This window comes from Amycolatopsis circi, assembly GCF_003385235.1.
GTDB classification, from domain to species: Bacteria; Actinomycetota; Actinomycetes; order Mycobacteriales; family Pseudonocardiaceae; genus Amycolatopsis; species Amycolatopsis circi.
Genome location: NZ_PQIA01000013.1, coordinates 1 through 21,752, shown reverse-complemented (window position 1 = coordinate 21,752; position 21,752 = coordinate 1). Strand labels below are relative to the sequence as shown.

The 21,752-nt window shown below is 68.6% G+C and carries 23 protein-coding genes; 9 read left to right on the top strand and 14 right to left on the bottom strand.

Annotation, left to right across the window (positions count from 1 at the left end; translation table 11 throughout):
• Nucleotides 1-2: 2 nt before the first annotated feature.
• Nucleotides 3-746, top strand: coding sequence for an ABC transporter ATP-binding protein (locus tag D0D37_RS06755; RefSeq protein WP_116199657.1), 744 nt, complete (start codon nt 3-5; stop codon nt 744-746).
• Here the strand turns inward: D0D37_RS06755 and D0D37_RS06750 are convergent.
• The 9 genes from D0D37_RS06750 to D0D37_RS06710 all read right to left on the bottom strand — a co-directional run bounded on the left by D0D37_RS06750 (nt 691) and on the right by D0D37_RS06710 (nt 10,830).
• Nucleotides 691-1,716: a LysR family transcriptional regulator gene (locus tag D0D37_RS06750; protein ID WP_116199656.1), complete on the bottom strand. Its 1,026-nt coding sequence runs from the start codon at nt 1,714-1,716 to the stop codon at nt 691-693. The genes D0D37_RS06755 and D0D37_RS06750 overlap by 56 nt on opposite strands.
• 303 nt (nt 1,717-2,019) lie before the next feature.
• On the bottom strand, nt 2,020-3,090 hold the full coding sequence (locus D0D37_RS06745; RefSeq protein ID WP_116199655.1) for a zinc-binding metallopeptidase family protein: 1,071 nt from the start codon (nt 3,088-3,090) through the stop codon (nt 2,020-2,022).
• 33 nt (nt 3,091-3,123) lie between these two features.
• Entirely contained in the window at nt 3,124-4,824 is a 1,701-nt protein-coding gene (locus tag D0D37_RS06740; protein WP_116199654.1) for an ABC transporter substrate-binding protein, read from the bottom strand.
• On the bottom strand, nt 4,821-5,765 hold the full coding sequence (locus D0D37_RS06735) for a LysR family transcriptional regulator (RefSeq protein WP_162834105.1): 945 nt from the start codon (nt 5,763-5,765) through the stop codon (nt 4,821-4,823). The genes D0D37_RS06740 and D0D37_RS06735 overlap by 4 nt, the downstream gene beginning before the upstream one ends.
• A complete protein-coding gene (locus D0D37_RS06730; RefSeq protein ID WP_116199652.1) occupies nt 5,758-6,768 on the bottom strand; it encodes an ABC transporter ATP-binding protein in 1,011 nt (336 codons plus the stop codon). The genes D0D37_RS06735 and D0D37_RS06730 overlap by 8 nt, the downstream gene beginning before the upstream one ends.
• Nucleotides 6,768-7,775, bottom strand: a complete 1,008-nt coding sequence (locus tag D0D37_RS06725; protein ID WP_116199651.1) for an ABC transporter ATP-binding protein — start codon at nt 7,773-7,775, stop codon at nt 6,768-6,770. Before D0D37_RS06725 ends, D0D37_RS06730 begins: the two co-directional genes overlap by 1 nt.
• Nucleotides 7,772-8,737: an ABC transporter permease gene (locus D0D37_RS06720; RefSeq protein ID WP_116199650.1), complete on the bottom strand. Its 966-nt coding sequence runs from the start codon at nt 8,735-8,737 to the stop codon at nt 7,772-7,774. The genes D0D37_RS06725 and D0D37_RS06720 overlap by 4 nt, the downstream gene beginning before the upstream one ends.
• Nucleotides 8,734-9,774, bottom strand: coding sequence for an ABC transporter permease (locus D0D37_RS06715; protein WP_116199649.1), 1,041 nt, complete (start codon nt 9,772-9,774; stop codon nt 8,734-8,736). The genes D0D37_RS06720 and D0D37_RS06715 overlap by 4 nt, the downstream gene beginning before the upstream one ends.
• A 96-nt stretch (nt 9,775-9,870) precedes the next feature.
• Nucleotides 9,871-10,830 (bottom strand): GlxA family transcriptional regulator, encoded by a 960-nt coding sequence (locus D0D37_RS06710; RefSeq protein WP_116199648.1) that lies wholly within the window; start codon nt 10,828-10,830, stop codon nt 9,871-9,873.
• Between the two features lie 122 nt (nt 10,831-10,952).
• Between D0D37_RS06710 and D0D37_RS06705 the strand changes: the two genes are divergently transcribed.
• Genes D0D37_RS06705 through D0D37_RS06690 form a run of 4 tightly spaced genes read left to right on the top strand, consistent with a single transcriptional unit; the run spans nt 10,953 to nt 12,637 of the window.
• Entirely contained in the window at nt 10,953-11,597 is a 645-nt protein-coding gene (locus D0D37_RS06705) for a DJ-1/PfpI family protein (RefSeq protein WP_208719826.1), read from the top strand.
• A 10-nt stretch (nt 11,598-11,607) separates the two neighbouring features.
• On the top strand, nt 11,608-11,913 hold the full coding sequence (locus tag D0D37_RS06700; RefSeq protein ID WP_116199646.1) for a hypothetical protein: 306 nt from the start codon (nt 11,608-11,610) through the stop codon (nt 11,911-11,913).
• Entirely contained in the window at nt 11,910-12,365 is a 456-nt protein-coding gene (locus D0D37_RS06695) for a DUF2269 family protein (protein WP_116199645.1), read from the top strand. The genes D0D37_RS06700 and D0D37_RS06695 overlap by 4 nt, the downstream gene beginning before the upstream one ends.
• Nucleotides 12,362-12,637 carry a hypothetical protein gene (locus tag D0D37_RS06690; protein ID WP_116199644.1) on the top strand — a complete coding sequence of 92 codons (276 nt, stop codon included), beginning with the start codon at nt 12,362-12,364 and terminating at the stop codon, nt 12,635-12,637. Before D0D37_RS06695 ends, D0D37_RS06690 begins: the two co-directional genes overlap by 4 nt.
• Here the strand turns inward: D0D37_RS06690 and D0D37_RS06685 are convergent.
• Nucleotides 12,634-15,306, bottom strand: a complete 2,673-nt coding sequence (locus D0D37_RS06685; protein ID WP_116199770.1) for an AAA family ATPase — start codon at nt 15,304-15,306, stop codon at nt 12,634-12,636. The two genes, D0D37_RS06690 and D0D37_RS06685, sit on opposite strands and share 4 nt — an antisense overlap.
• Nucleotides 15,307-15,420: 114 nt before the next feature.
• Between D0D37_RS06685 and D0D37_RS06680 the strand changes: the two genes are divergently transcribed.
• From D0D37_RS06680 to D0D37_RS06670, 3 genes are all read left to right on the top strand, one after another.
• The gene (locus tag D0D37_RS06680) at nt 15,421-16,263 is read left to right on the top strand and encodes an NmrA family NAD(P)-binding protein (RefSeq protein WP_116199643.1); all 843 of its coding nucleotides are present in this window, start codon (nt 15,421-15,423) and stop codon (nt 16,261-16,263) included.
• A gap of 12 nt (nt 16,264-16,275) precedes the next feature.
• The gene (locus D0D37_RS06675) at nt 16,276-16,692 is read left to right on the top strand and encodes a Dabb family protein (RefSeq protein WP_116199642.1); all 417 of its coding nucleotides are present in this window, start codon (nt 16,276-16,278) and stop codon (nt 16,690-16,692) included.
• Between the two features lie 282 nt (nt 16,693-16,974).
• A complete protein-coding gene (locus tag D0D37_RS06670) occupies nt 16,975-18,582 on the top strand; it encodes an ABC-F family ATP-binding cassette domain-containing protein (RefSeq protein ID WP_116199641.1) in 1,608 nt (535 codons plus the stop codon).
• Here the strand turns inward: D0D37_RS06670 and D0D37_RS06665 are convergent.
• On the bottom strand, nt 18,566-19,861 hold the full coding sequence (locus D0D37_RS06665; RefSeq protein WP_162834104.1) for an MFS transporter: 1,296 nt from the start codon (nt 19,859-19,861) through the stop codon (nt 18,566-18,568). The two genes, D0D37_RS06670 and D0D37_RS06665, sit on opposite strands and share 17 nt — an antisense overlap.
• A gap of 86 nt (nt 19,862-19,947) precedes the next feature.
• On the opposite strand from D0D37_RS06665, the gene D0D37_RS06660 reads away from it, so the two are divergent.
• Nucleotides 19,948-20,304, top strand: a complete 357-nt coding sequence (locus tag D0D37_RS06660) for a winged helix-turn-helix transcriptional regulator (protein WP_116199639.1) — start codon at nt 19,948-19,950, stop codon at nt 20,302-20,304.
• A gap of 9 nt (nt 20,305-20,313) precedes the next feature.
• Here the strand turns inward: D0D37_RS06660 and D0D37_RS06655 are convergent, their stop codons facing one another.
• The 3 genes from D0D37_RS06655 to D0D37_RS47310 form a co-directional block, all read right to left on the bottom strand.
• Nucleotides 20,314-21,225: a hypothetical protein gene (locus D0D37_RS06655; RefSeq protein ID WP_116199638.1), complete on the bottom strand. Its 912-nt coding sequence runs from the start codon at nt 21,223-21,225 to the stop codon at nt 20,314-20,316.
• On the bottom strand, nt 21,222-21,560 hold the full coding sequence (locus D0D37_RS06650; protein ID WP_116199637.1) for a PadR family transcriptional regulator: 339 nt from the start codon (nt 21,558-21,560) through the stop codon (nt 21,222-21,224). The genes D0D37_RS06655 and D0D37_RS06650 overlap by 4 nt, the downstream gene beginning before the upstream one ends.
• Nucleotides 21,557-21,752, bottom strand: a 196-nt coding sequence (locus tag D0D37_RS47310; protein ID WP_208719825.1) for a hypothetical protein, incomplete at its 5' end; no start/stop codon positions are given. The genes D0D37_RS47310 and D0D37_RS06650, both read right to left, overlap by 4 nt.

Sequence of the window (21,752 nt, the reverse complement as noted above, 5' to 3'; positions counted from 1 at the left end):
CCATGGAATTCTCGTGCGAACTCCGGGGAACCCGGAAGCAGTACGGCCGCCACCAGGTCCTGGACGACTTCGACCTCCGCATCGAGGCAGGCGAGTTCACCGCGCTGACCGGCGCGAGCGGAGCCGGGAAGTCGACCGTGCTGAACCTGCTCGGCCTGCTGGAAGGGCCGGATGCCGGTGAGGTCCGCCTTTTCGGCGAGCGAGCACCCCGGCCTCGTTCCCGGGCGGCGAACTTGGTGCGGCGCAACCGATTGGGGTACCTGTTCCAGAACTTCGCCCTCATCGACAGCGAGACGGTCCAGCACAACCTGGAGGTCGCGCTCACCTACGCCAAGCGTGGGACGCCGAAGCAGGACCGCATCAAGGAGGCTCTCGCACAGGTCGGATTGCGCAAGGCGGAATCTCGCAAGATCCATTCGCTGTCCGGCGGCGAACAGCAACGCGTCGCCGTGGCGCGGCTTCTGCTGAAACCGTGCGAACTCGTCCTGGCCGACGAGCCGACGGGTTCGCTCGACGCCAAGAACCGGGATCGGGTCCTGGACCTTCTGCGGAAGCTCAACGAGGCGGGAAAAACGATCATCGTGGCGACGCACGACGAGGCGGTGGCTGAGCGGTGTTCGCGGGTAGTGGATCTTTCCGGCCACCGCGCGGAGGCAGCGGAGACAGCGGAGACAACGGAGCCCGAGTTGGTCACTGAAGCCGGAGCACCGCCTGCTCCGCCGAAGCACGCCCAGGCTCGTCGATAGGCGGCAGGAGGTCCGCCGGATCCGCGCACACCCCGCGGATCACGTCCGCCACCCGGAGCAGCAATCCGAGCCGGGGGTGGTGCGGCGGCCACGCGATCCCGATCTCCCGCGGCGACACGATCTCGCTCAGCGAGAACCGCGTGACGCCGGGATGGCGTTGCCCGAGCGCCAGTTGCGGCACGATCGAGTACCCGACGTCCGCGGCGACCAGCGGTTCCACGACGTGGATCTTGTCGGTGCCGAAAACCCAGTTCGGCTCGATGCCCTGGCGGCGGAGTTCGGCGGCTACCTCGAGCTGTTCGCTCGTCAGGCACACCATGGGCAGGCCGCGCAGATCCGCCGGCCGGATCCGGGGGAGCGAAGCCAGCGGGGCGCCCCGGGGCGCGAGCAGGATGAACGGGTCGCTGAAGAGTTCCAGGCCGTGTGCTTCCCCGCTTTGCAGGGGGAAGATGACGAACGCGATGTCGATCTCGCCGAAGCGCAGCAGTTCCTGCAGGCGGACGTCGTCGTCGACCTCGACGGGTTTGATGCGGCACGGGAGGTGCTGCGTGCGCATCGCGGCCAGCACCAGCGGCATCACCCGCACCGCGACGCTCGAGAACACGCCGATCCGGACGGTCGGTTCGCGGCCGTCCCGCATGTCCTCGATGTGCCGCGTCGCGGTGCGGAGGATGACCTGTACCTGTTCGGCGGCGTTGACCAGGGCGATCCCGGCGTCGGTGAGCCGGACCTGGCGTTGCCCGGACATCCGCCGGACCAGCACGACGCCGAGCCGGCGTTCGATCGACGCGATGCGCTGGCTCACCGCGGGCTGGCTGCAGCCGAGCGCCACCGCGGCGGCCGCGAACGAGCCCTCGTTGGCGACCGCGTAAAGCGCTCTCAGCTGCAACAGGGTGAGGCGGCCGCTGTCGGACCAGATGGCGTCCAGCACAACCCGGCCGAGCCGGTTTCGTCGTTCCGCGCCGATCATGGGCTGGCCTCCTTGCCGGGGTAATGCCGCGACGCCGGGGAAACTCAGGGTTTTCGAAGGGGACTTGGGGTCATGGGGTTGGTGCGGTACCGGCTGGCTGACGGGGCGGGTGCGGAAGCACCGGTGGTTGCCGCGGTTGCTGTCTTGGGAGCAGGTGCAGTGCGGGTTGGCAGCTCGTGCCGCGGGGCTTGCGCCCACGACGGAGTGCGGTCGTTCCGCCGTGCTGGCGGGGTGTTCGACGGTGTGGCGGGAGCTGTCCCGCAACACTGGGTCCTCGGGCAGGCATCGGCGCGGCAGCGGGACTCATCGGGACCCTCCGGCGAGGCAGAACGCGGTGGCCAGGTCGATCGTACTGGCCAGGTCGGCGAGATCCGCCACTTCGCCGGAGCTGTGCATGTGCCGGAGAGGGATATTAATGACGCCGCATCGGATACCAGCGGCGACCGCTGCCATGGCATCGGCGTCGGATCCGCTCTCGTCGCCGTAGGCCTCGATGGTGTAAGGGATTCCGAGTTCTTTCGCCAGGGTGCGCAGGCTGCGCGCCATGGGCTCGTCGGTGACGGCGCCGCGGCCGATGGCCGGGCCGGAGCCGAGCCGGTGGTCGCCGGTTTTGCGTTCGATGCCGTCTTCGGGGATGTCGCTGGCGAAAGTGGTGTCGATCGCGAGCGCGAAATTCGGTTCCGTCGCGTAAACGGCTCCCATCGCGCCGTGGTAGCTCGTTTCTTCGCGGACGCTGGCGACCACGGAGATCTCGGCGGTGACCGACGCCGCGGCCGCCGCGCGCGCCGCTTCGAGGACGGCCAGTGCGCCGAGCCGGTTGTCCAGCGCCGGCGCGGCGATCCGGCCGTTGCGCAGTTCGACCGGGGACGCGCCGAACACCACCGGGTCGCCGACGGTGATCACCGATTGCGCGTCGGCTCGGCTGGTGGCGCCGATGTCGATCCACAGATCGGGCATTTTCGGCGACGAATCCTCGTCGTCCAAATGCGGCGGCGAGGTTCCGATCACGCCCGGCACCCGGCCGTCTTCGGCGAGGACCACGACGTGCTGGCCGTACAGGATCGCGGCGTCCCAGCAGCCGATGCTGACCGCCCACAGGCGTCCGGCGTCGTCGATGTGGCTGACGCTCAAGCCGATCTCGTCGATGTGGCCGATCAGCGTGATCCGCGGCGTGCTGCCCGGGTTCACCACCGCGTGGCCGCTGCCGAGCGGATCGACGTGCACGTCCGCGAATTCGCCCGCCAATTCGACCCAGGCGCGCACCGGTTCCTCCTCGTAGCCGGACGGCCCGCGCGCGGCGAGCAGCGGCAGGAGACGCCGGCGCAACGTGGCGGCGTCGGGCGCGTATCGCGAGGAACCGTCGGGGTTCGTCATGCTGCTCCTTTGCTGGGCGGGAATGCGGGGAGATCAGCGCAGCCAGGCGACCCCAGGCAAAAACCCGAACTGGCCGCTGAACCGGTAATTGCCGAGCCGCGCCGAGGTGAAATCAATCCATTTCGGCACGTACATCGACACCCACGGGGCCTGGTCGGTGACCGCGCGGTCCACTTCGGACCACAGCCTGTTCGCCGCGTCCGGGTCCGTGTTGGCCAGCCGCAGGGCCTCGGCCATCCGGGCGTCGACGGCCGGATCGCAGAAGCCGCCGATGTTCGGGCTCGCGTCCGAATTCGGCACGAACGCGGCGCACGAGGTCAGCACTTTCAGGAAATCGCTGGCCGCCGGATAATCCTGGGACCAGTCGGTCAAGGCGGCTTCGACGTGATTTCCGGAATTCTGGACAAAGGGAAACTGTAATCCTTCGTCCATCGGTTTCAGTGTCGCACGGTACCCCAGATCGGTCAACAAAGTCTGCAGGTATTCGCCCATCGCGATATGCATCCGGTTGTTTCCCGGCACTACCGAAACCGCGGCTCCGGCGGTACCGGATTCCGCGACCAGGCGCTTCGCCTTCGCAAGGTCTGGGCCGCGCCAAGGACCGCGGCCGTCCGGGGCGGGGTTGCTCGTCCACGGGCAATACTGCTGGTATCCGGGAAGGCTCGGCACCAGGATCTGGCAGGTCGGGACGGCGAGCCCCGGACCTCCCGCCTCCAGTACCGCCGAGTTGCGGTCGAACGCGTAATTGACCGCCTGCCTGGCCTTGAGATTGTCGAACGGCGGAATCCGCGTGTTCAGCGCCCAATACCAGATGTGCCCGAGCTGGTCGATGTGCAATTGCTTCGGATGGTCAATGCTGACCTCGTTCAACCGGTCCGGCGGCGTCTCGTCGACCGCGAGATCGGCCTGGCCGTTGATCACCGCGGTGACCTGGTCGGTCGGCTCGAGGCCGAATTTCTGCACGATCCGGTCCGGGTACCCCTCGGGTGCGGCGAGTGACGACCAGGAATGGAAATACGGATTGCGCTTCAGCACGACGCGGTCGGTCGGATCGTAGCTGGCCCAGTAGTACGGTCCGGTCGAACGCAGTTTCGACACGTCCGAGCCGACGTCGGCGGGCGGGGTGTCCGCGGGCAGGATCGACGCCAGCGGCTGGGCGAGTTGCTGGGTGAATTCGGGATCGGGTTCGGTCAGGGTGAAAGTGATCTTGCCAGCAGCCTCGTCGATCGCGATGCCTTTCGACAGATCGCAGGTTTCCGGGGTGTCGAGGCATTCCTTCGCCCCGTCGAGGACGTCGAACTGCGAGGACGTCGTCGGTCCGTGCACTTTGAACATCCGCTCGAAGGACGCCTTGACGTCCTTCGGCTGGACCTCGCGGCCGTCGCTGAACCGGATCCCGGACCGCAGCGTGAACGTCCACTTGAGACCGCCGTCCGTCGGTTTCGGGATTTCGGTCACGAGATCCGGGGCCACGCGCTGGCCGGTTTGCGGGCCGGACTTGGTGAACGCGGTGAGACCGTCGTAGGTCGCGGTGAAGAGCGTCCACGACGAGGTCGAGAAATTGACCATCGGATCGGCGGTGCCGACGTTGCCCGACGACAGCATGACCTCGGTCCCGCCCTGGTGCCCGTGATCGCCGGGCGCGACCGACGTCAGGTCCAGCGTGTCGTCCACCGCGCATCCGCTCGCGGTGAGAAGCAGCAAAGCCGCGAGCACCGCTGACGTCCGTCTCATCGCGCCATCCCCTCGCCGTCGACCGGCGGCAGGATCTCCGCCGAACGGGCGCACACCCGCTGGATGATGTCGATGACCCCGCGAATGAACGCCAGCCTCGGGTGATAGCGCCGCCAGGCGATGCCGACAGTCCGCGCCGGAACGGTGCCCGCGAGCGAAATCCTTCGTACGCTCGGGGTTCGGCCGCCGAGGGTGAGCCGGGGGACGGCGCCGTAACCGAGTCCCGCGGCGACCATCGCCTCGACGGCGTGGTTGGTCTCCATCTCCAGCACCCAGTTCAGCTCCGCGCCCACGGACGCCGCCCAGGCTTCCATCGGGTCGCGCTGGCCGCGCAGGCCGATCAGCGGCAGCCTGGCGAGGCGGTCGGGGGAGACCGGCGCGGCGCCGGCCGGAACGAGCAGCACGAACGGGTCGGTGAGGAGTTCCGCGGTGAGCAGCGCCGGATCGGCGATCGGCAGCTTCACGAAGGCGAGATCGATGTCGCCGTTGCGCACCAGCCGGGACACTTCGGTTTGCTGATCCAGTTCCACCAATTCGATCCGGTAGTCGACCGGCTGCCGTCGCAGCGCCGCCATCATCGGCGGGATCACCCGCTCGCTCGCGCTGGTGAACAAGCCGATCCGGACGGTCGCGTTGAGGCCCTTGCGAATCGTCTCCACCTGGCTGACGGCGACCGAGAGGATCCCGCCGAGCTGTTCCGCGGCGGCGAGCAGGGTGTCGCCCGCTTCGGTGAGCGACACCCGGCGCTGCTGCCGGGACCGGTGCACCAGCAGAACCCCGAGGCCGCGTTCCAGGCTCGCGACCCGCTGGCTCACCGCGGACTGGGTGCAGCCGAGCGCGGTCGCGGCCCCGGCGAACGAACCGGTCGCGGAGATCGCGATCAACGCCGCGAGCTGCGGGAGCGTCGGCCGGGCAGACTGGTCGGTCTCGGCGCTAGTCATCGCGAGCGGCTTTCGGTTCGGCAGCGGCCAGCGGCTCAGCCGGTTCGAGCGGGTGGTGGCAGGCGACTTCGTGGTCTGGGCGTTCACGGTTCAGCACTGGTTCCGTCGTACGGCACACGCTGGTGGCGCGCGGGCAGCGCGGGTGGAACCGGCAGCCGCTCGGCGGGTTCAGCGGGCTCGGCACGTCTCCGGCCAGCGTGGTGTCCCGCCAGTCCGAGCCCGCCGCCGGATCCGGGATCGGCACGGATGCCAGCAATGCCGCGGTGTAAGGATGTTGCGGCGCGGCAAAGATCTCACCGACCGGTGCCTGTTCGACGATCCGGCCGAGATACATCACCGCGACCCGGTCGGAGGTGTGCCGCACGACGCCGAGGTCGTGCGCGATGAACACGTAGGTGAGGCCGAGCCGTTCCTTGAGGTCGTCGAACAGGTTCAGGATTTGGGCCTGCACTGAAACGTCCAATGCGGACACTGGTTCGTCGGCGACGACGACCCGCGGCTGCAGCGCCAGCGCCCGCGCGATCACCGCGCGCTGCCGTTGCCCACCGGACAGTTCGTGCGGGAACCGGTCGGCGAGTTCGGCGGAAAGACCAGTCAGGACAAGGAGTTCGGCGATATCCGAGCGACTAGCGGGCTGGCGGTGCACGCGCAGCGGTTCGGCGACCGAATCGCCGATCCGGCGGCGTGGATTGAGGCTGGCGTACGGGTCCTGGAAAATCATCTGCACTGACCGGCGGACCGGACGCAGCCCGCGCCGGCCGGTCCGGCTGATGTCTTCGCCGTCGAAGGTGATCGACCCGCTGCTCGGCTGGTAAAGCCGGACGAGGCAGCGGCCGAGGGTGGATTTGCCGCAGCCGGATTCCCCGACGAGCCCGAGTGTTTCGCCGCGCCGCACGGACAGCGAGACCCCGTCGACGGCGCGCAGCCGACCGGGACGGCCCAACCGATTTCTCCGTACTGGGAACCACTTGACGAGGTCTGTGGTGCTGAGGAGTTCGGCCATCAGGCGGTTCTCTTTTCGTCCGGGTTCGACGCGTGCCGCAGCAGGCAGGCGTCGAAGTGCTCCAGAGCCGAAGGCAGCAGAACCGGTCGTTGCTGGACGCATACCGCCTCCGCTTCAGGACAGCGCGGCGCGAACGCACAGCCCGGCCCGATGTCGGCAGCCAGCGGCGGAAGGCCGTCGATGGAGGGCAGCCGAGCGGGCCGGGGCACGTCCAGCCGGGGGATCGAGCCGAGCAGCCCGACGGTGTACGGGTGTCGCGGCCGGGCGAACAACTGCGCGGTCGGTGCCTGCTCGACGATCCGCCCGGCGTACATCACCTGCACCCGTGACGCGATTCCGGCGAGCACGCCGAGGTCGTGCGTGATCAGGATGACGCTGGTGCCGGTGCGGGCACTCAGGTCGCGGATGATGCGCAGGATTTGGGCCTGCACCGAGACGTCCAGCGCGGTGGTCGGCTCGTCGGCGATCAGGATGTCGGGTTCGCAGGACAGCGCCATCGCGATCATCACCCGCTGCCGCATGCCGCCGGAGAACTGGTGCGGGTAGTCCCGCGCGCGGGTCCCCGGGCTCGGGATGCCGACCAACTCGAGCAGTTCGACCGCGCGGCGGCGGGCGGCTCGCATACCGATCCGGCGGTGCTGGCATATCTGTTCGGCGATCTGCCATCCCACCCGGTACACCGGGTTCAGCGACGTCGTCGGATCCTGGAAGATCATCGCGATCCGGTTGCCCCGGTAGTCGCGCATGCGCTTCGCGGGCAGGGCGAGGAGATCCTGGCCGTCGAACAGCACCCGGCCGCTGACGACCGCGTTGCCGTCGCGGAGCAGGCCGAGCAGCGCGAGCATGGTGACCGACTTCCCGGAGCCGGATTCCCCGACCACACCGAGCGTTTCGCCCGCTTGCAGCTCGAACGACACGTCGTCCACCACCCGCACCAAGCCGCTGCGCGTGCGGAATTCCACGGTCAGGCCTTCTGCGGACAGGACTTTCGCGGGCAGGGTCGTCATCGCACTCGGATCCTCGGGTCAAGGGCGGCGTAGCCGAGGTCGACCAGGAGGTTCACCAGCACGACGGTGAACGCGCCGTACAGCGTCACCGCCATCAGCACCGGCAGGTCGAATCGGCTGAGCGAGTGGAAGGTGAGGTTGCCGACCCCGGGCAGGCCGAACACCTGCTCGGTGAGCACCGCGGCCCCGCCGAGCATGGCCCCGAGGTCGAGGCCGAAGAGACTGACGAACGGGATGAGCGAGTTCCGCAGCACGTGCCGGAACAGCACGCGGGATTCGGAGAGTCCTTTCGCCCGCGCGGTGAGCACGAACTCGGACCGGTCGACCTCGATCAGATCGGCCCGCAGCACGCGCGCGTACAGCCCGGCGGTGCCGATCGCCAGCGTGATCCACGGGAACAGCAGCTGCTCGAACCACTTCAGCGGGTTGACGTTGATCGGCGTGTAGCCGAGTTCCGGCAACCAGCTGAACAGACTGGTATGCCAGGTGCCCTGGGTAAGCATGTTAACCACGCCGCCTAGCCAGTACACCGGGAGCGACATGCCGATCAGGCCGAGGCCCATCAGCAGCGGATCCACCGCCCGGCCGCGGAAGACCGCGGCGAGCGTGCCCGCGCCGAGCGCGAGCAGCAGCCAGATCACCGCCGCGCCGCCGACGAGCGACAGCGTGACCGGGATCGTCTTGGCCACCCGGGAAAGCACCGGGCCGCGATCGGTGTACGACACCAGGTCCCGGTCGATGACCAGGCGTTTCATCATGTCGAAGTACTGCACCGGCAACGGTTTGTCGAGGCCGAAGTCGGTCCGGATCTGCGCGATCACCTGCGGGGTCGCCTGTTTGCCCGCGATCTGCCGCGCCGGGTCGACGCCAGGGGTCTTGAAGAAGATCAGGAACACCAGGATGCTCACCGCGATCAGCACTCCGGCCGCGGAGAACACGCGGCGCACGACGTAGCCGATCACCGGGCGCGCATCCGCAGTTCGGCCTTCGGGTCGAAGGCGTCCCGGATCGCGTCGCCGAGAATGTTCAGCACGCACACGGTGAGCGCGAGCAGCGCGCCGGGCACGATCGCCATCAGCGGCCGGTTGCGCAGCAGTTGCGTGCCGTCCTCGATGATCGTGCCCCAGCTCGCGGCGGGCGGATGCACGCCGATGCCGAGGAAGGACAGGCCGGACTCCAGCAGCATCGCGGTCGCCACCATCAGCGGGAGCAGCACGATCACCCGGGACAGCACGTTCGGCAGGATTTCCCGGCGGATGATCCGGCCGTGCCCGGCGCCGTAGGACGTCGCCGCGCCGACGTAGTCCGCGGCGCGCACGGACAGCACCGCGCCGCGCACCGGCCGCGCGACATAAGGCACATAGACCACCCCGATAATCAGGACTGGCAGCGCGAGACTGCCGGAACTGACCCGGACGAAACCGAGGCTGATCCCGGACGCGAAGCTGATCGCCGAAATCGAGATCGCCAGCATCAGCACCGGAAACGCCCATACGACGTCCAGGATCCTGGACAGCACCCCGTCGACGACGCCGCCGACGTACCCGGCGATCAGCCCCACCACCAGGCCTCCGGCGCAGGCGACGAGGCCGGCGAGCACTCCGATCACGAGGGTGTTCCGGCCGCCGTACAGGATCCGCGCGGCGACGTCCCGGCCGTCTCCGTCCGCGCCGAGCAGGAAATGCGCCTGGCCAGTCGGCCCGATCGGCAGCACGCCGACGCCTTGGGACGCTGGTTGCAGCAGCGGCACCACGGTCCCGTCGTCGAGCACGGTGGTGCCGACCGGATTGGCCACGAACGGATCGGTGCCGGAGATGTAGCTGGCGTACAGCGGAGCGAGCAGGCACAGCACGACGATCACGACGAGAATCGCCGCCGACACCAGGACCCGGCGATTGCCGAGCAGGGCCCGTAGGCCGCGGCGCCACGGCCCGCCGCCGGACTCCGGCTCTGCTCGCGTGCCGACGGCCGCCGGCTGTACGAGAGGGTGCTCGGTCACCTGGCCACCCCCTCGGATTCACCGTCCTGTCGGCAAAAACTAGAGAAGGTTCCCGTTTTTCGGCAAGAAGACCCGCATCGCATTCGATAAGTCGGCCTAATGGCCTGACCGATTTGTTCCCGGCCGGAACACTTTCCGGTAAGCGCCGGGAGTCACGCCGACGACCTGGCCGAACTGGGAACGGAAGTTGCTGGTCGTGGGGAACCCGGTCTGCGCGGCGATCCGGTCGACGGTGTGGTCGGTGGTTTCGAGCAGTTCCTGCGCCTGCCGCAGGCGCACTCCAGCCACCCACTGCATGGGGCTTTGCCCGGTTTCGTCCTTGAATCGCCTGGTCAGCGTGCGCACGCTCAGCCCGGCCGCGTCGGCGATGTCCGCGAGCGCGAGGTCCCGGTACGCGTTTTCCTCGATCCACGGCAGTACCTGGTCGAGTGTGGTCGCGCGGCTGGGCGCGCGGTTGCGGACGATGTATTGCGCCTGTCCGCCGGGCCGGTGCAACGGCGCGACGGCAAGGCGGGCGGCGTCGGCCGCGACGGCGGTGCCGTAATCGTTCTGGACGATGTGCAGGCAGAGATCAATTCCGGCCACGGCACCCGCGGAAGTGAGGATTTTCCCGTTGTTGGTGTAAAGCACGTCTGGATTCATGTGGACGGCCGGGTACTGGCGCGCGAATTCGTCGGCGGCGAGCCAATGCGTTGTCGCGGCCAAGCCGTCGAGCAACCCTGCTTCGGCGAGCGTGAATGCCCCGACGCAAATCGACGCGATTCGCGTACCGCGGTCTGCGGCGGCACGCAAAGCTTCCAGGACGGTGGGCGGTGATGGCGCGCGGGGATCGTTCCGGCCGGGCACCACGATGAGGTCGGCACGCTGGAGGGCGTCCAGGCCGTCGTCGACCGTGAGCCGCAGCGGGCCAGCGCTGATCTCGCGCTCCGGACCGGCGACGACGGTTCGGTAGCCCGGGCGGCCGTCCGGGAGGCGCACGCGCCCGAATGTCTCGATCGGGGTGACCAGATCGAACGGGATCGCATCCGGGAGTGCGAGCGCCACAGTGGTGTACATCCCTGCAGCGTAAGGCATCTCTCATGTGGCCAAATACAGGTGGAAGCTGTCTGGATAGCCATTGTGTCCAGCATCGCGGTGGGCCTTCGATGGACGAAAGCGTCCATCGAAAGGAACCGCCCATGCTTCGGGCCCAGTTCGTGCTCTTCGACGGGTTCGACCCGCTCGACGTCATCGCTCCGTTCGAGGTGCTGTCGGCCGGAAGCGACTTCCTCGGCGGCAAACTCGCCGTGGAACTCGTGAGCGCGGACGGCCCCGGTGTCGTGCGCTCCGGCGTCTCTGGGCTCACCCTGACCGCTACCGCCGCGTTCGACCCGGACGCACCCGGTTACGTCCTCGTCCCCGGAGCCGCCGGTCCGGTGGACGGCGACCCGGACGCGGACGTCGAGACCATCCCGGTCCTGTTGTCGCGCTTCGCGGCGGGGGACGCGATGGCGCTGATGCGTCACGCGTTCGACAATCCGGACAGCACGGTCGTGACCGTCTGCGGAGGTTCGCTCGCGCTGGCGATGGCGGGCCTCCTCGAAGGCCGCACCGCGACGACACACGTGCTCGGCATCGACCTGCTCGACGCCACCGGAGTGAACGCCGTCCGCGCCCGGGTCGTGGACGACGGCGACTTCATCAGCGGTGGTGGCGTTACCTCGGGCCTCGATGTGGCTCTTTACGTGCTGGAGCGCGATTTTGGCTCACATACCGCGCGTGCGGTCGAGGAGCTTTTCGAATACGAGCGCCGCGGCGTCACCTGGAAATCCTCGCAATCCTGAAGGGAAATACGTGCACACCATTGTCGGCACCTGGTTGCTGCGGATGAAAACCCCGATCGGCGCCATAGGGGCTACTTATACTTTCGAAGAAACGGCGGGCGTCCTGCAAGGCAGCGCCAGTGGCGGTGGCGAAACCACGCCCCTCACCGACCTCGCAGCCTCCGGAGACAGGTTCACTTGGCGGCAACGCATCACCCGGCCGATGCGCCTCAACCTCGACTACGACGTCATCGTCAACGGCGACTCCCTTTCCGGGGAGTCCCGCGCCGGACGGCTTCCGCGCACCAGCGTGACCGGGGAGCGGATCTCCGCGTGAACGCTTTCCTGCTGTCTATCCATGTATTAGCGGCCATTCTCGCGATCGGCCCGGTCGCCGTCGCCGCGAGCATGTTCCCGAGCGCTGCCCGGCTCGCGTCCGACGACCCGAAGAAGGCCGCGACAGTACAGGTTCTCCACCGCACGACCCGCGTCTACGCGGTGATCGGGGTGCTCGTTCCGGTCTTCGGTATCGCGACCGGTGCGCGGATGGGAGTGCTGGGGGACACCTGGCTGATCGTATCGCTGACCCTGACTGTTGCCGCAGCCGGAATTCTGGTCGCTTTCATCCTGCCCGGGCAAAACCGCCTAGTCGATGCGCTCGGTTCGGACCAGCGGCCGGTCGGGTCCTCTCGGCTGGCAATGACGACCGGCATTTTCAACCTGCTCTGGGCGGCGGTGGTCGTGCTGATGATCTACCGTCCCGGCTCGACGACGGGAGTCGGATTGTGAGCCCGCGGCGGATTCTGGAGATCATCGGCGCGGTGGAATTGGTGACGCTGGTGCTGATGCTGGGGAATGTGGTGACCGTGCATCAGCCGAAGATCTCGGGAGTGCTCGGTCCGGTGCACGGGTTGGCTTATACGGCAACGGTGATCGCTGCTGTTCTCGTCATGGGCGGTCGTCATCGCGTGTGGCTGCTGGCGCTGATTCCGGGAATCGGCGGGCTTCTCGCGGCACGAGCCGCCGCATCGCGGAGTTCTCCCTCGGCCGGAGGTGCCTAGTCTGCGTCACGGAGGTCAGGCATATCTCTGAGCTGCCGCCGTGACGTGACACCGAGCTTGCGAAAGATATTACGAAGGTGCGCGTCCACCGTGCGAGGACTGAGAAACAGCCGCGTAGCCACTTCCTTTGACGTCGCCCCGGCAGCGACCTCGCGCGCGATGTGCATCTCCTGCATGGTCAATCGGTCATAAGTATGCGAGGAACGGCTGCGCGCAACCTCCCCGGTGGCGCGCAGCTCATCGGCGGCCCGTCGCGTGAAGGCTTCCAGCCCGATCTTCGACAGCTGCTCATGCGCGATGCGCAGGTGCTCGCGCGCCTCACGACGGCGGCCGACGCGGCGCAGCCATTCGCCGTACCGCAGGTGCGCCCGCGCGACCTGCACGGCTGCCGGACTGGCCGTCAAGTACGAGAGCGCCGCGAGGTAGTCGTCCTCCGTGTCGTTGACCATCGCCCGTGCGCTCGCCGCGACGCCGAGCGCGAAGTCGGTGCCAGCGGGTTCCGTGCGCTCGACCAGCGCGTCCAGCGCAGACCGGGCGACGGCGTCCTCCCCGCAGCGGACGGCGGCTTCGATCTGCTCGGGCAGCGCGATGCCGGTGAGGTAAAGGTCGCCGCTCCCGACGGCAGGCGCGGCGGCTTCGAAAGCGGCCGGATAATCGCCAAGGCCGTTGTACAGCACGGCCGTCGCCCAGTGGGCGTTCGCGGTCAGCTGCCCGGTGCGCCGGCTGCTGGCCTCGGCGAACAGGTCGAGTACCTCCTGCTTGCGCCCGCGCATCGCCGCCAGATGCACTCGCGGGTACAGCTGCGGCGGATCGCCGAGAGCGTCGGCGATCGCTTCCTCCTCGGCGATCGCGGCCATCGCCTGTCCGAAGTTCCCGGTGAGCACCGCGTACACCGCCGCTTGCGAGAGACCGAGCCGGACGGTCATCGGCGAGCCCGTCGACTGTCCGGTCCGCGTCAGCCAGTCGACGATCGTCCGGTGCAGGCCGAGATCCCACAGTTCGCCCGCGAGCACGGTGGCCAGGGCGGGTGTGCGGGTCCAGCCCTCGTCGTCGCCGGTCAGGGCCCGCCGGATGGCCGGCACCCCGGCGCGGTGCCCTTCGGTGGTCAAGCGCACCAGCGCGGTCAGGAGATCCGGCGGTCCGGACGAAGGCGCGGCGGCGAGCACCCGGTCCAGCACTCCCGCGGCCCTCCCGACGACGAGCCCCATCTCCAGCGCCGCCACCAAGAACTCGCGCGACCGTTCCGGATCGTTGTCGGCGAGCTGCTGCGCGGCTTGCAGAATGATTTCCGGACCTCGGACGGCTCCGTCCGCGCCCTGGACGAAGGCGATCTGCCCGCGCAGCAGGTCGACGGAGGCCTGCTGCGGGAGGTCCAACACCGAGGTGTCGATGCTGGTCAGCAAGTCTGCCGCCGCGTCGGTCCGACCAGCCGCGAGCGTCGCTTGCGCGGCGGCCAGCGTGCGTTCGACCTGCTTATCGGGGTCGAGCGACAGCGCGGCGGCCCGTTCAAGGAACGCTGCTGCGGCGGCGATGCCACCGCGGGCTTGCGCGCGGGACGCTGACAGTTCCAGCTCCGCCGCGACGTCCTCGTCCGGCCCGGCGGTGGCCTGCGCACGGTGCCAGGCACGCCGGTCGCCAGCGGTGTCCGGGTCGGTGACGTCGGCGAGCGCTCGGTGCGCTGCCTGCCGCTGTTTTGGCTCAGCCGCGCGGTAAGCGGCCGAGCGCGCCAGCGGATGGGCGAAGCGCGCCCGGGTGTCGAACTGGATCAGCCCGGACGCCTCCGCCGCGGCGCTCGCGGCGGGCACGTCGAGGTCGAGCTGCCGGGCGGCCGCCCACAGCAGACCCGGGTCACCGGTGGGATCGGCGCTCGCCAAGACCAGCAGTTGCCGGGCGTCCGGGGGCAGATCCGCCATTCTGGCGAGGAAACTCCGCTCGATCCGGCTCGCGATCGGCGACGGCGTCGGCAGCGCGAAACCGCCTGCTTTCGGCAGCTCGATCAGGGCCAGCGGGTTGCCGCGGGCTTCGGCGAGCAGGCGGTCGCGCACCCGCTCGTCCAGCGTCACGGTCTTCTCCTCGGCCAGCAAGACCCGGGCCTGCGCATCGCTCAAGCCGCCGACGGCCAGGCCGGGCAACTCGTCCAGCCCGGGGAGCGGCTCCTGGTCGCGGGCGGCGAACACCATCGCGATCGGCTCGGCCGAGATGCGCCGGGCCAGGAACGTCAACGCTCGCGCCGAGGCGGCGTCCAGCCAGTGCGCGTCGTCGATCACGCACAGCATCGGGCGTTCCGCGGCCGCGGTGGCCAGCAGTTCGAGGGCGGCGAGACCGACGCGGAAGGGGTCCGGCGCGCCGTCGGCCAGCCCGAAGGCGACCAGGAGGGAGTCGCGGTAGGGCGTCGAGAGCGTGTCGAGGTGCGCCAGCACGGGAACGCACAGCTGGTGCAGCGCGGCGAACGGCAGCTCGCCCTCGAACTCCGACCCGGACGCGCGGATCCGCTGAAATCGCTCAGCCGCCTGCTCGACGTGGTCCAGCAGCGCGCTCTTGCCGATGCCCGCCTCGCCGCGGAGGACGAGCACCCCGCCCTCGCCCTGCTCCGCCGCACGGACCAGCGCGAGGAGGCGTTCGATCTCGTCGTGCCGGCCGACGAGAGGGCGGGAGGAGGTCGTGGACATGGTCCGAACCTTAGGGCAGGTGCCGTAGGCGAAGTAGGTGATAGTCACCGACGCGAGCGGCGGGGTGTCCGGGCGATGGTGGTAGCAGGCCACCCGAGGAAAGGAAATTCCACAATGGACACCGTGCTCGTCACCGGCGCGACCGGCACCGTCGGCTCCGCGCTGATTCCCGCTCTGCAAGCCCGCGGCAGCGCCGTCCGCGCCATGACCCGGGGCCGCGCCATCGACGGCGTCGAGACCGTCGTCGCCGACCTGCGGGACCCGGCCTCGATCGCCGCAGCACTGAAGGGGGTCGACGCGGTGTTCCTCAACAGCCCGTCGGCGCCCGACGCCGCCGAGTTGCAGATCCAGTTCGCCAACCTGGCCCGCGACGCCGGGGTCAACCGGCTGGTGCTGCTCTCCCAGTACGCGGCCCGCGCCGATTCGCCGGTGCGCTTCCTGCGCTGGCACGCCGAGGTCGAGGCGCACGTCGAGAAGCTCGGGCTCGACTACACCGTGCTCCGCCCCAACCTCTACCTGCAGGCGTTGCTCAACTTCTCCGCCACCATCTCGCAGGGATTCTTCGCCGCTCCCATCGGAGATGCCGCGGTCAGCGCCATCGACACCAGAGATATCTCAGCTGCCGCCGCTGCCGTACTAACGAGCAGCGGACACTCCGGCCGCACCTACACCCTCACCGGCCCGCGCGCCGTGACCCACGCGGAGATCGCCGCCGCGCTCTCGGCCGCCGCCGGACGGGACATCGCCTTCCACGACGCGCCCGCCGACCAGTTCGCCGCCGCGCTGACCGGCTTGCTCCCGTCGTGGCAGATCGACGGCCTTGTCGAGGACTACGCCCACTACGCCCGCGGCGAGGCCGCCGAGGTGCACACCTCCGTCGCCGACCTCACCGGACACGCCGCGCGCGACCTCACCGACTTCGCCCTGGACTACGCCGCCGCGTTCGCGGCTCTCTGAAAGGAAGATTCGATGATCTACCACAGCATTCGGTTCACGATCAAGCCCGGCGTCACGCCGCAGGAGAAGGCTGCTGTCGTCGCGAAAATGCGCGAGCAGTTCGCCGCGATTCCGGCGGTCAAGGCGCACGTCGTCGGCCCTGATTTCGGCGGGAAGTACGAATACGGCGCCGTCCTGGTGATCGAGGACATCGAGGGGTACGCCGACTACATGAACCACCCGGCGCACCTCGAACTGGACCGGGTGGGGCTGCCGTTCGTGGACGAGTTCATGTCCTCCGACATCACCGACGACCCGGACCCGGAGATCGGCGAGAAGATCGCCGAGGTCCACCGGAGCCGGTTCGAGAACGTGCCGGACATCGCCGACCTCATCTCCGGTCTCGCCTCGTACACCGGCAGCGCCGCACCAGGCAAACACGGCAATTGAGCAGTGGCGGGCGTGGTTTTGCGGCTGGACCACGCCCGTCGCGTTAATTCGTTCGCACCAGCGCTCGCTCGCTGTTTAGACTGGCCCCAACTGCTGCCGTTCATCGGAGAGGGACCTTGATCTTCTGAGGTGTAAAGACACCGCGACTCCGGGCGTTTCCGTCCGTCGCGCGTCTGGCCTCGGATGACGGCAGCCGAAATCCGGCACCCCGTTCCGTAGCACGCGTGCTGTGCCGCGGTGTCTCCACGTTCTTGTCCCAACTGCGAACGGGGAGTTACGCCTGTGTCTTCGTCCATTGTCTGTTCAGACCTCAGTTTCGCCTGGCCGGACGGCGAGGTCGTCTTCGACCGGTTCAGCCTGGCGATCAGCGAGGGCCGCACCGGATTGATCGGCCTCAACGGTTCCGGGAAATCCACCTTGTTTCGGCTGATTTCCGGCGAACTGCGGCCGACCGCGGGCTCGATCAGCGTGTCCGGCGAACTCGGCTACCTGCCGCAAAACCTGATCCTCGCGGCAGATCGTCGCGTGGACGAGGTGCTCGGCGTGGTCGAGACCCGGGCCGCGCTCGCGGCGATCGAACGCGGGGATGCCGACGAACGCCATTTCTCGACCGTCGGCGACCAGTGGGATGTCGAGGAACGCACCCGCGCGACGCTCGATCAGCTCGGCCTCGACCACGTCGGCCTCGACGCACGCGCGGGACAGCTGTCTGGCGGCGAGCTGATCCTGCTCGGCCTCGCCGCGCAGTTCCTTCGGCAGCCGGATGTGCTCGTGCTCGACGAACCGACCAACAATCTGGACCTGCGGGCCCGGCGACTGGTCGGCGAGGCGGCGCAGGCCTGGAAAGGCGTGCTGGTACTGGTATCTCACGACAGAGAGTTGCTGCGCCACGTCGACCGGATCGGCGAACTGCGTTCGGGGGAGGTGACCTTCTACGGCGGGAATCTGGAGGATTACGAGGCTGCGGTGGCCGTCCAGCAGGAGGCGGCTGCGCGCATGATGCGTGCTGCGGAGTCGGATCTCAAACGGCAGAAGCGCGAGCTGATCGAGGCGCGGACGAAACTGGACCGGCGCGCCCGGTACGGCCGCAAACAGTGGGAGAACAAGCGTGAGCCCAAGGTTCGGATGCGCAAGCGGCAGGAGGACGCGGAAATCGCCGCGGGCAAACACCGCGCGATGCACCTCGGCAAAGTGGCGGAGGCCAAGGACCGGGTGAAGGAGGCGGAAGACGCGATCCGCGCCGACGCCGAGCTCCGGATCGACCTGCCGGAAACCTCGGTACCGTCCGGGAAAGAAGTGCTCACGCTGTCCGATGTGGAGCTTCGGAACGGCCTTGCGGTGAACTTGGCGCTGCGCGGACCGGAACGCATCGCGCTGGTCGGGCCGAACGGTTCCGGCAAAACCACGTTGCTGCAAACGATCACCGGGGCGATCGAGCCGCGATCCGGAACAGTCAAGGTCCCGGTTCCAGTGCGCTGGCTGCCGCAACGGCTCGACCTTCTGGACGACACATTGTCCGCCGCGCAGAACGTGGCCCGGGCGGCTCCGTCCGCGTCGGACAACGAGATCCGCGCTCAGCTCGCGCGGTTCCTGTTGCGCGGCAGCCGGGCGGATCAGGCGGCCGGAAGCCTTTCCGGGGGCGAGCGTTTCCGGGCGACGCTGGCGACGTTGCTGCTGGCGGAACCGGCGCCGCAACTGCTGTTGCTGGACGAACCCACCAACAATCTGGACCTGGCGAGCGTCCGGCAACTGTCGGAGGCACTGAAGTCTTACGCCGGCGCACTCATCGTGGTCAGTCACGACCTCCCGTTCCTGCGCACGCTCGGGGCGACGAAATGGGTGCGGCTCGGGTCCACAGTGGAGGAAACGGCGGTCAACGGATCGCGGTGAGGAGCGTGACGGCTCCCGCCGCGATCAAGGCCGCAGCGAACCCCGTCCCGCCGCCGAGGTTGGCGATCGTGCTGAATACGGCGACCCCGCCGCCCGCGCCGATGGCGAAACCCACCTCCTGAGTCGCCCCGGCCGCTCCGGCGTGCTCGGCGGTCGCGGCCTCGAACAGCGCAGTGGTCGCCAAAGTGCCGATCGCGCCGTATCCGAACCCCACCAACGCGACAGAAAACACCGTGTGAGTCAACGGAATCGCCGCCAGTCCAACAGCTTGAAGCACCAGCGCGATGGACGTCGACGTCCGGCTTCGCAGCCAGTTCAAGCTGAACGGCGCGACCAATCCACCGACCGCGGTGGCCACAGCTTGCGGAGCCAACGCGAAACCCGCCTCGATGGGCGTACGCCCTTGCGCGTGCTGAAGTTCGAGGCTGACGAGGTAGAGACAGGCCGCGGCTGTTGCGGCGGAAACGACGATCCGTGCGAACGCCGATGCGAACCCTGGCCGGAGAAACAGCCGGATTTGCAACAACGGTTCCCGGAGCCGAAGTTGTCGGCGCACGAACACAATCCCCGCCACCACACCCGCCGCGGTAAACAACATCCCGCGCAATGGTGAGACGGTAGTTTCCTGCAGGCCGTAGACAATCCCGGCAATCGCCGCCGCCGACCACAGCAGGCTCGGGATCTCCCATCCGGCAGCCGCCTGTCCGACCGACTCGGGCAGCAACCACACCGCCAGCGCGATCGTGAGCATCGCCAGCGGCACCAGCGCGAGGAAAACCCAGCGCCAGCCCGGCCCTTCCGTCAGCAACCCGCCGACGACCGGTCCCAATGCGTTCCCTGCTCCCAGCACGGTGACCCACATGCCGTTGGCGAACGCGAGACTGCGGCCGGAAAAGAGCGTCCCGATCGTGCCGACGACCCCGGCCAGAATCAGCGCGCTGGCGACCCCGAGCAGCCCGCGGCACACAATGAGCAACGCTGCGTTCGTGGCCGCCGCAGCCACTCCGTTCAGCACCGCCAATGCGCTCACGCCAAGCAACAGCACGCGTTTCCGCCCGTACCGGTCGCCAGCCCGAGCCGCCCCGACCATCGCGACCGCCAGCGCGAGCGGGTACACGTCGACGATCCATGCGCGCGCCGGCGCCGACACCTGCAGTTCGGCGGCGATCCGCGGCAGCGCGGTGTTGACCATGCCAAGGGCGAGACTTCCGCCGAGCACTCCGGCCAGCAACGGAATCAAAACGAGCCCGCGCCGCGGCTCCACCCGGGTCAACGCCATGCGACGATCCTGTCCGGACACCCCTTTGTCCGACAAGTACGGACTTCGTCGTCCAGTACTAACCGAATGGATAGTGAGGAGGCCGGATGCGCCCGCAGACCGCGAAAGCCGTACGCGAGTGGCGAACGTCATGCGCCGCCGAGATCACGACGATGGTGCTGGGAGGCGCGTGGAAGCCGAGCATCCTGCACGCACTGGCCGAGCACGACGTCCTCCGCTTCGGTGAACTCTCGCGCCAGCTCTCAGATCTCACCGACCGGGTCCTGACCCGCCAACTACGCGAACTGGAAGCCGACGGCCTGGTGCGCCGCGTGGTGTACCCGCAGGTGCCGCCGAAGGTCGAATACAGCCTGACGGAACTCGGGGAAAACGCGCAGGAGGTACTGAACGCGATGGCGGCGTGGGGCCGGTCCTACGCCGCGGAGCACGACCCCGACCGGTGATCTGCCGGGCTATTCGGCCGGGCGGGGATGTCGGTCGAACCGGTGGAGCAGAACGGCGAATCCCAGTGTGACGGCTATCGGTACTGCGTAAATGACGACTGGCAGAACTGCGTAGGCATCGAGCTGTCCGAGCACCCGCGCGACGACTGGTACCGCGATGAGCGGCGCGAGAAGGATCAACGCCGCACGACGGCCGCTTCGCGTGCTAACCCGGCAGGCAGCGAAGACGCCGACCACGAGCACCACCAACTGCACGAGCTGGGCGAGAGGAAGGTGCATGCCGCGAGCTGTTGTCGTGAGGGCGAGCAACACCACGACAGTGCTGGCGAGGATGGTCAGGCGCCTTCGGCCCAGCAGAGCCAAACCGCGGCGTGGGCCCGAAGACACAGTCATCGCGACTGCCGCGAAAACGCTGAGCAGGATCCACCCCGCGGTCACCTCCGCCAGCCAATGCCGGGCCGGGTCGAGAATCGCGACAGTGATCAAGGCTGCGGTGGCTAGCCAGGCGAGTGCGACCGAGACTCGGCGCAAGCCGTACACGCCGAGCACTACGGCGGCGAGCCACGCCGTCCACACTGGAACGTCGGCGAGCGCGCTGAGCCACATCCGCAGCGGCCAACCGTCCAGGCGGGCCACGGTCCGGACCGCGCGCACCGTCGACGCGGCTCCGGGCAGCAGGAGCAGCGGTGCCAGCAGGCTGACGATCGCCAGGGCGTCTCGGCGGCCGTGTCCGCTCAGCGTGTGCCGCCAGTGCACTTGGATCGCGCCCCACAGAAGGTCCAGGGTTTCCGTTAGCGCTGGCTTGCTTCGGTTTCCGGCGCCGTCGAGCAGTACTCCCAGCATTTCTTCGCCGTGCACGGATCGATGCGCGCGCGGGTACAAAGCCAGCAGTCGCCGGTAGCGTCGCTCAAGGACGTTCACGCCATTCCTCCCGCGTTGCGGAGCTGCAGCCGCTGTTCGGCCGCGGTGGTGTGGCGTTGCCGCCGCTGGACTTCCGCGGCCAGGCGCGCGGCCCCCGGTTCGGTCAGCCGGTAGTAGCGGCGCAGCCTGCTGTCCACGACTTCCTCTCGATCCACTTCCACCCAGCCCTCCGCGTGAAGCCGATCCAGCGCGGCGTACAACGTGCCGGCCCGCAGCGTGACCTGGCCGCCGGAGATCGTCTCGACATCGCGCAGCACGCCATAGCCGTGCTGCGGCTGGGCGGCAAGCGCGGTGAGGACCAGGAAGGTCGGCTCGCGCAAAGCTCCGTCGTTCATGGGGGAAGTATATACCGATGATCTGTATATGGCGACCAGGTCGCGGAGGTAGGCGTTTTCCGCAGCCGCAGCCGCAGCCGCAGCCGCAGCCGCAGCCGCAGCCGCAGCCGCAGCCGCAGCCGCAGCCGCAGCCGCAGCCGCAGCCGCAGCCGCAGCCGCAGCCGCAGCCGCAGCCGCAGCCGCAGCCGCAGC